A 13020-nucleotide genomic window follows, 5' to 3' on the forward strand; every position below is an offset into this window, starting at 1 on the left:
CGAACACACCGAGAAACCGGAGATCGAATGGCAACCGTGGCATCCACCCGCTCACAGCCCACCCACAAGGAATTTGTCTTCGAGTGGGAAGGCAAGGACCGTAACGGCAAACTGGTACGCGGCGAACTTCGGGCCGCCGGAGAAAACCAGGTGCAGGCCGCGCTGCGCCGCCAAGGCGTGCTTGCCTCGAAGATCAAGAAGCGCCGCATGCGCTCGGGCAAGGCGATCAAACCCAAGGACATCGCAATCTTCACGCGCCAGTTGGCGACGATGATGAAGGCTGGTGTCCCGTTGATGCAGTCCTTCGACATCGTCGGCCGCGGCAACGCGAACGCAAGCGTGGCAAAGCTGCTCAACGATATCCGTACGGACGTGGAAACCGGCACCTCGCTATCGGCCGCATTCCGCAAGTTCCCGAAGTACTTCGACAACCTCTACTGCAACCTGGTGGAGGCAGGCGAAGCGGCCGGTATCCTGGAAGACCTGCTGGACCGACTGGCCACGTACATGGAAAAAACCGAGGCGATCAAGTCGAAGATCAAGTCGGCGCTCATGTACCCCACTTCAGTGGTCGTCGTGGCGTTCGTGGTCGTGGCCATCATCATGATCTTCGTGATTCCGGCGTTCAAACAGGTATTCACTTCGTTCGGAGCTGATCTGCCTGCACCGACTCTGTTTGTGATGGGAATGAGTGAATTCTTCGTTTCATATTGGTGGCTGATCTTCGGCGGCATCGGCGGCGGAATCTATTTTTTCCTGCAGGCCTGGAAACGCAATGAGCGCTTCCAGAGAGCCATGGATCGCGTTTTGCTGCGCATCCCGATCTTCGGCACACTGATCGAAAAATCCTGCGTTGCCCGCTGGACCCGCACGCTTGCCACCATGTTCGCCGCTGGCGTGCCGCTGGTCGAAGCACTCGACTCCGTGGGCGGCGCCTCCGGCAATTCCGTCTACGGCGACGCCACCGCAAAGATCCAGCAGGAAGTCTCCACCGGCACCAGCCTCACCGCGGCCATGACCAACGTGAACCTCTTCCCCTCGATGGTCATCCAGATGACCGCCATCGGCGAAGAATCCGGCTCGATCGACCACATGCTCGGCAAGGCCGCCGACTTCTACGAATCCGAAGTGGACGACATGGTCGCCGGCCTGTCCAGCCTGATGGAACCCATCATCATCGTGTTCCTGGGCACCATCATCGGCGGTATCGTGGTGTCGATGTACCTGCCCATTTTCAAGCTCGGCCAGGTCGTCTGATGCTCGTTTCGAGGGAGTTCGACACCGCGTTCGCCGGTGTGCTGGGGCTATTGATCGGCAGCTTCCTCAACGTCGTCATCTACCGCACGCCGGTGATGATGTACCGCGACTGGCTCGCCGATGCGGTCGCCAATCTCATGTCGTCGAAGGACGCGCCCTCGCTGTGGTCGCTGGCCTTCGGCCCGAAGGTCGCTTCGCCTGCGGGGCTGGAAGCCGCGGCGGACAAGGCGGCCGAGGTCATCGAAGCGCAGCCTCCTTTCGACCTGACCCGCCCCGCCTCGCGCTGCGGCGCCTGCGGCCACAAGATCCGCTGGTACGAGAACATCCCCGTGCTGAGCTATGCCGCGCTGCGTGGGCGTTGCGCGTCGTGCAAGACCTTCATCAGCCCGCGCTATCCGCTGGTCGAGCTGGTCACGGCCGGCCTCTTCGCGCTGTGCGCGTGGCGCTTCGGTATCACGCCGTCGGGCGCGCTCTGGGCGGCCTTCGGTGCCTTGCTGGTCTGCCAGTTCCTGATCGATTTCGACACCCAGTTCCTGCCGGACTCGCTCAACTACCCGCTGCTCTGGCTCGGGCTGATCGGTGCGGCCATGGGCTGGACCGGCGTGCCGCTGAGTTCGGCCCTCTGGGGCGCGGTGTTCGGCTACCTGAGCCTCTGGTTTGTGTACCATGCCTTTCGCCTGGTCACGGGCAAGGAAGGCATGGGCTATGGAGACTTCAAACTGCTCGCCGCGCTGGGCGCATGGCTCGGCGCGGACTATCTCATCGCGATCATCCTCGTGTCTTCGCTGGTGGGCGCGGTGATCGGCATCACGCTGCGCGTGGCCGGCAAGCTGGCGCACAAGGACATTCCCATCGCCTTCGGCCCCTTCCTGGCCGGAGCGGGCCTCATCTGCCTCGTTGCAGGCCCTGAAGTCGTGAGGCATTGGATTCCGTTCGCCTTCCCCCTGGGCGCACTGATCCACTGACACGGGCATGGTGCGGCGCATCGGCCTGACGGGCGGTATCGGCAGCGGCAAGAGCACTGTCGCCGGACTGCTCGTACAGCAGGGCGCGGTCCTTGTGGACACCGACGCCATCGCCCGCGCCATCGCCCTGCCCGGCGGCATCGCCATGCCAGCGCTCGAAAGCGCCTTCGGCCGCGGCGTCATCGGCCCCGACGGTGGGCTGGACCGGGCCGCCATGCGCCAGATCGTCTTCGCGGATGCCGGCGCCAAGCTGCGCCTCGAATCCATCCTCCACCCCCTGATCGGTACCGAAACACAGCGCCAGGCCGTGGCCGCCGGTGAAGACGCGATCGTCGTGTTCGACGTGCCCCTGCTGGTCGAATCCGGCCGCTGGCGCGCCATCGTCGACCGGGTGCTGGTGGTCGACGCAACCGAAGAAACCCAGCTGCAACGCGTGATCGCGCGCTCGGGCTGGGCGCCCGACGCCGTCAAGGCGGTGATCGTCCAGCAGGCCCCGCGCAAGGCGCGCCGGGCGGCCGCTGACGCGGTTATTTACAACGAGACCCTGAGCCTGGCGGAACTCGGTTCGCAGGTGTGGGGTCTCTGGGAACGGTGGGTTCGGGCCGGCACGCGATAATTTAGGGTTGACGCCGCGACGGCTACACGACGATCACGTCAAACGGCGCACGCCTCAGCGCCCCTCACGATGCTTTTCAATTCGTATCCCTTCATCTTCGTTTTCTTCCCGCTGGTCCTGATCGGTTTCTTCCTGATCGGTGCGCGCAGTCCCCGATCGGCGGCGGGCTTCCTGGCCCTGGCCTCGCTCTTCTTCTACGGCTGGTGGAGCGTCAAGGCGCTGCCCCTGCTGCTGGGGTCGATCTGCGTCAACTACTGGTTCGGCCTGCGGCTCACGCCCTCGCCCGGCCGCGACGACAAGCACCGCAAGGCCCTGCTGATCATCGCGCTGGTGCTCAACCTCGGGGTGCTGGCCGTCTTCAAGTACGCCAACTTCTTCCTGGAGAACATCGACGCCGGCCTGGCCGCTGCGGGCTTCTCGCAGATCGACCTGGTGCACATCGTGCTGCCGATCGGCATCTCGTTCTACACCTTCACGCAGATCGCCTTCCTGGTCGACTGCTGGCAGGGCAAGGTGCACGAGCGCAGCTTCATCCACTACGCACTGTTCGTGACCTACTTCCCGCACCTGATCGCGGGTCCGGTGCTGCATCACGCGCAGATGATGCCGCAGTTCAACAACCCGGCCACCTACAGGATCAACGCCAACAATGTGGCGCTCGGGCTGGGCATCTTCGTCTTCGGCCTGGGCAAGAAGATGCTGATCGCCGACCCGCTGGGCCAGTACGCGGACATGATGTTCAAGGGCGTGCACGAAGGCGTGATGCCCTCGCTGTACACGGCGTGGTTCGGCGTGCTGGCCTATACGCTGCAGATCTACTTCGACTTCTCGGGCTACTCCGACATGGCGGTGGGCCTGTCGCTGGTGCTGGGCGTGCAGCTGCCGCTGAACTTCCGCTCGCCCTACAAATCGACCAACATGATCGAGTTCTGGCGGCGCTGGCACATCTCGCTGTCGACCTTTCTGCGCGACTACCTCTATGTGCCGCTGGGCGGCAACCGCAAGGGCCCGGCACGCCGCTACATCAACCTGTTCCTGACCATGCTGCTGGGCGGCCTGTGGCACGGCGCCGCCTGGACCTTCGTGATCTGGGGCGCGCTGCACGGCGCCTACCTGATGGTCAACCACTTCTGGAACGCCAAGGTGCGCCGCGGCAACACCAAGACCACCTGGTACGGCCGCGTGATCGGCTGGTTCATCACCTTCCTGTGCGTGATGATCGCCTGGGTCGTGTTCCGCGCCGACAGCTTGCCGGCGGCCATCGAGATCTACAAGGGCATGCTGGGCCTGCACGGCGCGCCCGTGTCGGCCTTCAGCGAGTTCCGCGTGCCGTTCCGCAAGCCCGAGTTCTTCCAGACCCTCTTCGTCGGCCTGCTGATCTGCCTGGCATTGCCACCCACCATCACGCTCGACCGCTGGATCCCGAGCGTGGCGGGCCTGGCCGGACGGCCGCGCCTGCAGCGCCTGGCGACCGTGGTCACGGGCCTGGGCTGCATCTATCTTTTTGGCCTGTGCGTGTCGAAGTTCGGCAGCTACAGCCCGTTCCTCTATTTCCAGTTCTGACATGGACGACACAAAATCGGCCAAGACCTGGCTTCGCATCTTCGCCGCGGGCTACCTGGTGTGCTGCGCACTCCTGCTGGTCAGCCTCTTCACGCCCATTCCCTACGGCGACCTGACGCGCATCGGCCGCATCTCGGAGCGCGAGTTCGGCTGGCACACGCCGCCGCCGCCCATCCCCGACGCCGACGTCAAGACCTGGCCGATCAACGAATCCGACGTCCTGGTCATCGGCGACAGCTTCTCCGTGCGCTACGCCTGGCAGGCGTCGCTCGTGGGCGCCGGCTACAAGGTGACGACCACCCATTGGGACAACCTCAACGGCGCGCTGTGCGAGGACTTCCCGGGCTGGCTCCAGAAGTCGGGCTTCAAGGGCAAGGTCGTCATCGTCGAGAGCATCGAGCGCCTGCTCGAGGACCGCATGAAGAAGTCCGAGGGCTGCAAGACCATGAAGCACGCCTTCAAGCCGACGCCGCCGCCCTTCGAGAACCCGGCCAGGCCCGCGCCCGGCTTCCAGCTCAACTGGGATGCCCAGTTGCTCAGCGGCTGGTTCACGTACCACAACACCAAGGCCATCCTGCGCTCCGACAATTGGACCAACACGCCCGAGCGCTGGGGTCCGCTGATCGACTCGCGCGTGGTGCCCGACGGCTGCAAGCAGTTCAGCCACCACGCCTGCAACAAGCTGCTGGTGACGGCCGAAGACCGCGTCAACGATGCGCTGTCGCCCGGGTCGGCACGCTTCATGAAGAGCTTCGAGACCACCGCCGCGCCCTACAAGGTCGTGTGGATGGTCGTGCCCAACAAGAGCACGGTGTATTTGCAACAAAACCATGCCGACGCGTTCAGGGCCGTGTTCAACCCGCAGAATGTCGGGCCGGACCTGTTCGAGCTTGCCGAGCAGAATCGCTTCAAGATGATGGATCTTTTCCCCGCCAACGAGACCCACGTCTCGACCCGGGGTTACATTCTTTTCGGTCAGCGTATGCTGGAGGCTGTACGCCAGGTGCTGCCCGCCCCGGCTGCCAAATCGCAATGAGCGCAACAAGCTCGAACCTGACGTGAAAAACCGATACGCGTGATCCTCTACGAGTACCCCTTCAACGAGCGCATCCGCACGTACCTGCGGCTGGAGCACCTGTTTCGCCGCCTCGGCGAGCTGGTGCCCTCCGAATCGCCGCTGTCCCATCACTACGCCCTGATCACGATCTTCGAGATCATGGACGTCGCCGCGCGCGCCGACCTGAAGGCCGACGTGCTGCGCGACCTGGACAAGCACAAGAACGTCTTCAACAGCTACCGCGGCAATCCGGCGATCGCCGAGGCCGTGCTCGACCAGGTCGTCGGCCAGCTCGAACGCAACTTCACCACGCTCAACGGCGTGGCGGGCAAGGCCGGCCAGGCGTTGACGGAGAACGAGTGGCTCATGAGCATCCGCAGCCGCGCCGGCATTCCGGGTGGCACCTGCGAGTTCGATCTGCCGGCCTACTACGCCTGGCAGCACCGCCCCGCACCCAACCGCCGCGCGGACTTGGAGCGCTGGTCGAACACCCTCTCCCCACTGGCATCGTCGATCTACCTGCTGCTCAAGCTGCTGCGCGACACCGACGTGCCCTACAAGGTCATCGCCACCCACGGCCAGTTCCAGCAGAACCTGCCGCAGGGCCGCAGCTTCCAGCTGCTGCGCCTGCGCATCGATCCCAAGCTGGGGTTGATTCCTGAAATCAGCGGCAACCGTCTCATGGTGTCCGTGCGCCTCATGCGCCACGACAAGGACGACCGCCTGCACCAAAGCTCGGACGACGCGCCCTTCGAGCTGACCCTCTGCGCATGACCGCGGTGAACGACAAGGGCGAGCGGATCGTTCGCTGCCCCTCGTGCGGCGGCGACAGCATCTACGCGCCGAGCAATGCCTACCGGCCGTTCTGCAGCGCGCGCTGCAAGGGCATCGACCTGGGGGCCTGGGCGAGCGAAGAATTCCGCATGCCGGCCGAGGCTCCGCCCGACGACGAGCCGTTCGGCGATCCCAAGATTCAATAGTCGATCGAGCGGCCCACGGCCGCGCCACGCAGGCTACTTGCCGCCCGCGTCCTCGTCCAGCAGTGCCGGATCCATGTAGGTCGCGAAGCTGCGCGCATAGCGTGGCCGGAGGTGACCGATGTCCTTGTACGCCGGCGAACCGTCGTCCGGCATGCTGCGCAGGCACTGGCCGTTCGCGCACAAGCTGGCGAAAGGCGCGATCACCTGCGCCCCGTTGGCCTCGGCCACCGCCTTCAACCGCGCGTTGAACTGCGCCTGGTCTTCCGGCATCGGGGCCTTGAGCTGCCCGCTCTCGGCGGTCATGCCGCCAAGTCGGCTGCCTCGAATCTGCTTGAGCGGATCGAAGTCCATGCCGACCGGGTTGCCCAGCACCAGGTAGACCTTCTTGTGCGCCGACAGCCGCTTCAGCACCTCGCCCAGCGACTGCAGCGACAGGTCGATGCCATCGCCATTGAGGAACGGATGCACGGCCGTCTTGCCGTCGACGAAGTAGTTCACCGTGGGCCCGGCGCCGGTGAAGTAGCAGCTCCAGCAGGCTCCGATCACCACCGAATCGACTTCCGGCTTGAGCGCCAGGTCGAGCACCGCTGCGCGCCGCTCGTCGCACGACGTGTCGGCGCCGCTGAACAGGCCCGGCACCGGCGGGCAGGAGCCCTTGGTCGCGAAGTACACGGTGCGCGCCTTGCCGGGCTGCGTGCGCTGCAGCTCGAGCGCGCGCGGCGCGTACTGCTCGACGTGGCTGTCGCCGATCAACAGCACGTTGTGCTTGCCGTTGCCAGCGCGGTAGACGAACTGGTCGCCCAGCGCGGCTTCTTCGAAGCCATCGTAGTAGTTGTCCTCGCGCGTGGCATCGGCCACGGCCTGCAAGGCCTGGCTGTCGTTGCGCGGCAGCGGCGTGCCCAGGAACACCACCACGCCAGCCAGCGCCAGCGCAGCGCCGCTGGCCGCCAGCCCGCGCAGCATGCCCTGCGACAGATGCAGCTTCACGAAGCGCTCCAGGAAACGGTACGTGGCCCACGCCAGCACGATCGCCGCCACCACCATCGCGATGCGCACCTGCAGCGAAGGCTCCCCGCCCGCGACGATGCGCGCATACGAAAGCAGCGGCCAGTGCCACAGGTACAGCGGGTAGCTGATGAGGCCGATCCACACCATCGCCCGGTTCGACAGCAGGTACTTGTTCAGCACGCCGTTCGGCCCCGCGGCAATGCAACTCACCGCGCCCAGCACCGGCAGCAGCGCCCACCAGCCCGGAAAGGCCTTGGTGCTGCGCGTCATGAACAGGCCCAGCACGAGCAGGCCCACGCCGACGATGGACTGCACGTGCTTCGTCCAGGGCCGCGGATCCGTCGAGACCGACGCCGCACTCGTTGCGTTCGCGGCCTGCAGGCGCATCGCCGCCAGCAACCCGCCGGCCATCAGCTCCCACGCGCGCGACAGCGGCGAATAGAACGCCGCCGCGCGGTGCGGCTGCACCGTGACCACGTTGACCAGGAAAGAGACGATGGCCACCGCCAGCGTCAGCCGCAGGATCGGCCAGCGCTTGCGCCATGCAAGCCCCAGCAGCAGCGGCCAGAAGATGTAGAACTGCTCCTCGATCCCCAGCGACCACAGGTGCAGCAGCGGCTTGGTCTCGGCCGTGGCGTCGAAGTAGCCCGCTTCGCCGAGGAACACCAGGTTGGCGAAGAACGCGGCACCGCCCGTGGTCTGCTTGCCGAGCTGCGAGAACTCGCCCGGCAGCAGCACGTACCAGCCGAATGCCAGCGTGGCGAGCAGCACCAGCACCAGCGCGGGAAAGATGCGCCGGATGCGCCGCGCATAGAAGTCGCGGTAGGTGAAATCGCCGGCCGCGAGGCTCTGCAGAAGGATGGTCGTGATCAGGAAACCCGAGATCACGAAGAAGATGTCGACGCCGATGAAGCCGCCGGGCAGCAGGCTCGGAAAGGCGTGGTACGCCAGCACCGAGCCCACCGCGATGGCGCGCAGGCCGTCAATGTCCGGGCGGTACTTGGGATGCATCGTTCACGCGGGCGCGCTCAGCGCGAAGGTTTCTGCGGCTCGGCCGCGGGTGCGGTGCGCACCGTGCGGTCGAAGTAGCTCGCCTCTTCCCGGGTGTAGCGCGGGCGCAGGTGGTCGCCGTCCTTGTAGGCGGGTGAGCCGTCGGGCAGCGTGAGCAGGCACTGGTCGTTCTTGCACAGCACCGCCATCGCGTCGATCGGCTCCGCCCCGCTCGCCTCGGCGATGGCGCGCAGCCGGTCGTTGAGCTGCTTCTGGTCGGCCGGCAGCGGCGTCGTCGGCATCGAGGTCATGGCTTCCATGTGCGTCAGGCGGCTGCCTTCGATCAGGCGCTTGGGCGAGAACTTGTCGCCGCCGGGGTTGTCGAGCAGCAGGTAGACCTTCTTGTGCCGTGCGAGTTCGCGCAGCGTGAACTCCAGCGAGGCCAGCGAACGCTCGATGCCGTCGCCGTTCTGGAACGGATGGACCTTCTTGTCGGCATCGCGGAAGTAGTACTCCAGCGCGCCGTGCCCGACGAAGTAGCAGTTCCAGCAACCGCCGATCACCACCGAGTCGATCTCTGGCCCCATCGCATAGGCCAGCATGGCGTCACGCCGTTCGGCGCAGCCGATGTTCTTGTCCGCATGGACGCCCGGCACCGCGGGGCACGCGCCCTGGGTCGCGAACCAGGCCGACTTGTCCTGCATCGACAGCGAGCGGGCCAGTTCCATCACACGCGGCGCGTACTGCTGCACGTGGCTGTCGCCCAGGAACAGCACGCGCTTGGGCCCGCCGCCGACCTTGTAGATCAGCTGCTCGCCGATCTGGTCGAGCTTGAAGCCCTCGTAGTAGCCGGCGTCCAGCGTGGCGTTGGCCACGATCTGCAGTTGGGCATTGTTGTTGCGAGGCTGGGGCACGCCGAGGAAGATCGCGACGCCGGCCGCCGCCAGCAGCACCATGCCCACGGCCAGTGCCTTGAGCGTGCCCGGGCCGGGCCGGTTGCGCGCGTAACGCTCGACGAAGCGGTAGGTCGCCCATGCGAGCAGCACGCTCGCCACCATCGCACCCGCACGGTAGACCGGCGACGGGTGCAGCGGGTCGGCTTCCACGATGCGCACGAATGCCAGCAGCGGCCAGTGCCACAGGTACAGCGGATAGCTGATGAGGCCGATCCACACCATCACGCGATTCGACAGCAGGTACTTGTTCAGCACGCCCGTCGGGCCCGCGGCAATGCAGCTCACCGCCCCCAGCGTGGGCAGCAGCGCCCACCAGCCCGGGAACGCCTTGTTGCTGCGGATCATCACCAGCCCGAGCACGATCAGCCCGACGCCCAGCACCGACTGCACATGGCTGCGCCACACGTTGGGCGTGGGCGGCCGCAACCGCATGCACGCCAGGATGCCGCCCACCATCAGCTCCCAGAAACGGGAAGCCGGCGAGTAGAACGACGCGGCCGGCAGCGGGTGCACCGTGGCCACGTTGACCGCCAGCGACACCGCTGCCACGGCCAACACCACGCGCACGATCGGCCAGCGCTTGCGCCAGGCGAGCCCCAGCAGCAGCGGCCAGAAGATGTAGAACTGCTCCTCGATGCCCAGCGACCAAAGGTGCAGCAGCGGCTTGGTTTCGGCGGCCGTGTCGAAGTAGCCCGACTCGCTCCAGAACAGCAGGTTGGCGACGAACGCCGAGCCGCCCACGGTCTGCTTGCCGAGCTCGGCGAACTCGTCGGACAGCAGCAGGTACCAGCCGGCGAGCAGCGTCGCCAGCAGCACCACGGTCAGCGCCGGGAAGATCCGCCGGATGCGCCGTGCATAGAAGTCGCGGTAGGTGAAGTCGCCCGCCGCGAGGCTCTGCAGGATGATGGTCGTGATCAGGAACCCCGAGATCACGAAGAAGATGTCGACCCCGATGAAGCCGCCCATCAGCGCCGAGGGGAAGGCGTGATACACCAGCACGGAGGCCACCGCGATCGCGCGCAGCCCATCGATGTCCGGGCGGTACTTGGGATGCATCAATCAGGCGGCCGGCGTGACAACCGGCGGCGCCTCGAACGGCAGGCCGCGCTCTTCGCACAGCCACTGCAGCACCGGGAACGCGCCCGGCAACACCGGCGTCACGTCCAGCGGCAACTGCTGCCAGGCCATCTGCTGGCCTTCGCGCATCTCGAACTCGCCCGTCCACGCCGTCACCTTGCACCAGTGCAGGCGCACCAGCGCATGCGGGTAGTCGTGCTCGGTGACCTTCCAGACCTCCGCACCCTCGATGGTGATGCCGAGCTCTTCGTGCAGCTCGCGCCGCAGCGCCTGCTCGACCGTTTCACCCGCCTCGATCTTGCCGCCGGGAAACTCCCAGAAGCCCGCATAGGCCTTGCCTTCGGGCCGGGTCGAGAGCAGCAGCGCGTCGTCCGACAGGCGGATCAACACGCCGACCGCCACCTCGGTGTGCTTGCGAGCTTCGCTCACGCGGCACCCCGCCCTGCGTCCCGTCCCGCGTAGTCGCGCGCGAACTGGTAGGCCACGCGGCCGCTGCGCGAACCGCGCTCCAGCGCCCACACCAGCGCCTCGGGCCGCGCGGCCTCGATGGCGGCCGGTGTCACGCCGAAGGACGACAGCCACTGGGCCACGATCGTCAGGTACTCGTTCTGGCTGAACGGATAGAAGCTCACCCAGAGGCCGAAGCGCTCCGACAGCGAGATCTTTTCCTCGATCACTTCACCGGGGTGGACTTCGCCGTCCTCGGTGTGGGTGTACGAGAGGTTGTCCTTCATGTACTCGGGCAGCAGGTGACGCCGGTTGCTGGTCGCGTAGATCAGCACGTTGGGCGTCGACGCGGCAATCGATCCGTCCAGGATCGACTTCAGCGCCTTGTAGCCCGGCTCGCCCTCGTCGAAGCTCAGGTCGTCGCTGAACACGATGAACTTCTCGGGCCGCTGCGAGACCACCTCGACGATGTCGGGCAGGTCCACCAGCTCGGCCTTGTCCACCTCGATCAGGCGCAGGCCCTGCGGCGCATAGGTCTGCAGGCAGGCGCGAATGAGCGACGACTTGCCGGTGCCGCGTGCGCCCGTCAGCAGCACGTTGTTGGCGGGCTTGCCTTCGACGAACTGCTGCGTGTTGCGCGCGATCTTTTCCTTCTGGACGTCGATTTCCTTCAGCGAATCGAGCGACATCGCGGCCACATGCTTCACCGGCTCGAGCACGCCGTGGCCCGAGCTGCGGCGGCGGTAGCGCCAGGCGATGGAGGCGTTCCAGTCGGCGGGCGCGGCCAGCGGCTGCGGAAGGACCGATTCGATGCGGGAAATGAGCTGCTCGGCGCGCTCGATCAGCCTTTGGAACTGCTCATTCATGACCGGTAATCGGCATTGATCGTCACGTAGTCGTGGCTGAAGTCGCAGGTCCACACGGTTTCGCTGGCGTTGCCGCGGCCCAGGCCGATGCGCACGGTGATTTCGCTCTGCTTCATCACGCGCTGGCCGTCTTCCTCGCGGTACGACGGGTTGCGCCCGCCCTTGACCGCCACGTGCACGTCGTCCAGGAACAGGTCGATGCCGGTCTGGTCGAGGTCGGCGATGCCCGCATAGCCCACGGCCGCCAGGATGCGGCCCAGGTTCGGGTCGCTGGCGTAGAAGGCCGTCTTGACCAGCGGCGAATGCGCCACGGCATAGGCCACCTGCTTGCATTCGGCAGCGTCCTTGCCGCCGTCGACCTGCACGGTGATGAACTTGGTCGCGCCCTCGCCGTCGCGCACGATGGCCTGCGCCAGTTGACGGGCCACGTTCTGCATGGCGGCCACGAGTGCCTGGCCGTCGGCCGAGTCGAGCGAGGTGATGGTGGCGTGCGATGCCTTCTGCGTGGCGATGACCACGAACGAGTCGTTGGTCGAGGTGTCGCCGTCGATGGTCACGCGGTTGAACGACGCATCGGCCAGCAGCTTGGCCAGCGGCTGGATCAGCGCGGCGTCGATCTTCGCGTCGGTGGCCATGAAGCCGAGCATGGTCGCCATGTTCGGGCGGATCATGCCGGCGCCCTTGCTGATGCCGGTGACGGTGACCGTGGCGCCGCCGACCTGCACCCGCTGGCTGAACGCCTTGGGGATCGTGTCGGTGGTCATGATGCCTTCGGCCGCGCGCGCCCAGTGGTCGGCGCCGGCGTCGGCCAGCGCGGCCGGCAGGCCCGCTTCGATGCGGTCCACGGGCAGCGGCTCCATGATCACGCCGGTGGAGAACGGCAGGATCTGCTCGGGCGCGATCTCCAGGTGGCGTGCCAGCGCGATGCAGGTGGCGCGCGTGCGCATCAGGCCGTCTTCGCCCGTGCCGGCATTGGCGTTGCCGGTGTTGATCACCATCGCGCGAATGCCGAAGTTCGAGGCCAGGTGGTCGCGGCAGACCTGCACCGGCGCGGCGCAGAAACGGTTCTGGGTGAACACGCCGCCGACCGCGGAGCCTTCGTCGATCAGCACGACGGTCAGGTCCTTGCGGTTGGCCTTGCGCACGCCCGCTTCGGCCACGCCGATGCGAACGCCGGGCACCGCGAACAAGGCGGCGGGATCAGGGGCAGACAGGTTCACGGGCATGGCAGTTATTCC

General features: G+C 66.3%; 12 protein-coding genes. 7 read left to right on the forward strand and 5 right to left on the reverse strand.

Annotation, left to right across the window (positions count from 1 at the left end; translation table 11 throughout):
- Positions 1–27 precede the first annotated feature (27 nt).
- From BM004_RS28380 to BM004_RS28410, 7 genes are all read left to right on the forward strand, one after another.
- Positions 28–1257 (forward strand): type II secretion system F family protein, encoded by a 1230-nt coding sequence (locus BM004_RS28380; RefSeq protein WP_093218509.1) that lies wholly within the window; start codon positions 28–30, stop codon positions 1255–1257.
- Positions 1257–2222, forward strand: a complete 966-nt coding sequence (locus BM004_RS28385) for a prepilin peptidase (protein WP_093218510.1) — start codon at positions 1257–1259, stop codon at positions 2220–2222. The genes BM004_RS28380 and BM004_RS28385 overlap by 1 nt, the downstream gene beginning before the upstream one ends.
- Positions 2223–2229: 7 nt before the next feature.
- On the forward strand, positions 2230–2838 hold the full coding sequence (gene coaE / locus BM004_RS28390) for a dephospho-CoA kinase (RefSeq protein WP_177206629.1): 609 nt from the start codon (positions 2230–2232) through the stop codon (positions 2836–2838).
- A gap of 69 nt (positions 2839–2907) precedes the next feature.
- Positions 2908–4401, forward strand: a complete 1494-nt coding sequence (locus BM004_RS28395) for an MBOAT family O-acyltransferase (protein ID WP_093218512.1) — start codon at positions 2908–2910, stop codon at positions 4399–4401.
- 1 nt (position 4402) lies between these two features.
- Entirely contained in the window at positions 4403–5437 is a 1035-nt protein-coding gene (locus BM004_RS28400; protein WP_093218513.1) for a hypothetical protein, read from the forward strand.
- 39 nt (positions 5438–5476) lie between these two features.
- Positions 5477–6232: a cell division protein ZapD gene (gene zapD / locus BM004_RS28405; RefSeq protein ID WP_093134824.1), complete on the forward strand. Its 756-nt coding sequence runs from the start codon at positions 5477–5479 to the stop codon at positions 6230–6232.
- Entirely contained in the window at positions 6229–6438 is a 210-nt protein-coding gene (locus tag BM004_RS28410) for a DNA gyrase inhibitor YacG (protein WP_093134821.1), read from the forward strand. Before zapD ends, BM004_RS28410 begins: the two co-directional genes overlap by 4 nt.
- Positions 6439–6471: 33 nt before the next feature.
- On the opposite strand, the gene BM004_RS28415 is transcribed toward BM004_RS28410, so the two are convergent.
- The 5 genes from BM004_RS28415 to argJ are packed head-to-tail and all read right to left on the reverse strand — an operon-like array spanning position 6472 to position 13008.
- Entirely contained in the window at positions 6472–8457 is a 1986-nt protein-coding gene (locus BM004_RS28415; RefSeq protein WP_093218517.1) for an acyltransferase family protein, read from the reverse strand.
- A 17-nt stretch (positions 8458–8474) separates the two neighbouring features.
- Entirely contained in the window at positions 8475–10448 is a 1974-nt protein-coding gene (locus BM004_RS28420; RefSeq protein WP_093218674.1) for an acyltransferase family protein, read from the reverse strand.
- Positions 10449–10451: 3 nt separating this feature from the next.
- Positions 10452–10898 carry an NUDIX domain-containing protein gene (locus tag BM004_RS28425; RefSeq protein WP_093218518.1) on the reverse strand — a complete coding sequence of 149 codons (447 nt, stop codon included), beginning with the start codon at positions 10896–10898 and terminating at the stop codon, positions 10452–10454.
- Positions 10895–11782 carry an ATP-binding protein gene (locus tag BM004_RS28430; RefSeq protein ID WP_093218519.1) on the reverse strand — a complete coding sequence of 296 codons (888 nt, stop codon included), beginning with the start codon at positions 11780–11782 and terminating at the stop codon, positions 10895–10897. The genes BM004_RS28425 and BM004_RS28430 overlap by 4 nt, the downstream gene beginning before the upstream one ends.
- A complete protein-coding gene (gene argJ / locus BM004_RS28435; RefSeq protein ID WP_093218520.1) occupies positions 11779–13008 on the reverse strand; it encodes a bifunctional glutamate N-acetyltransferase/amino-acid acetyltransferase ArgJ in 1230 nt (409 codons plus the stop codon). Before argJ ends, BM004_RS28430 begins: the two co-directional genes overlap by 4 nt.
- Positions 13009–13020 lie beyond the last annotated feature (12 nt).

It is taken from the genome of Variovorax sp. OK212, assembly GCF_900112425.1.
Lineage (GTDB): Bacteria > Pseudomonadota > Gammaproteobacteria > Burkholderiales > Burkholderiaceae_C > Variovorax.

Coding starts and splice junctions, on each gene's coding strand:
- argJ (WP_093218520.1), bottom strand. CDS start 13,008: ATGCCCGTGAACCTGTCTGCCCCTGATCCCGCCGCCTTGTTCGCGGTG.
- coaE (WP_177206629.1), top strand. CDS start 2,230: ATGGTGCGGCGCATCGGCCTGACGGGCGGTATCGGCAGCGGCAAGAGC.
- BM004_RS28410 (WP_093134821.1), top strand. CDS start 6,229: ATGACCGCGGTGAACGACAAGGGCGAGCGGATCGTTCGCTGCCCCTCG.
- BM004_RS28395 (WP_093218512.1), top strand. CDS start 2,908: ATGCTTTTCAATTCGTATCCCTTCATCTTCGTTTTCTTCCCGCTGGTC.
- BM004_RS28430 (WP_093218519.1), bottom strand. CDS start 11,782: ATGAATGAGCAGTTCCAAAGGCTGATCGAGCGCGCCGAGCAGCTCATT.
- BM004_RS28380 (WP_093218509.1), top strand. CDS start 28: ATGGCAACCGTGGCATCCACCCGCTCACAGCCCACCCACAAGGAATTT.
- BM004_RS28420 (WP_093218674.1), bottom strand. CDS start 10,448: ATGCATCCCAAGTACCGCCCGGACATCGATGGGCTGCGCGCGATCGCG.
- BM004_RS28385 (WP_093218510.1), top strand. CDS start 1,257: ATGCTCGTTTCGAGGGAGTTCGACACCGCGTTCGCCGGTGTGCTGGGG.
- BM004_RS28415 (WP_093218517.1), bottom strand. CDS start 8,457: ATGCATCCCAAGTACCGCCCGGACATTGACGGCCTGCGCGCCATCGCG.
- BM004_RS28400 (WP_093218513.1), top strand. CDS start 4,403: ATGGACGACACAAAATCGGCCAAGACCTGGCTTCGCATCTTCGCCGCG.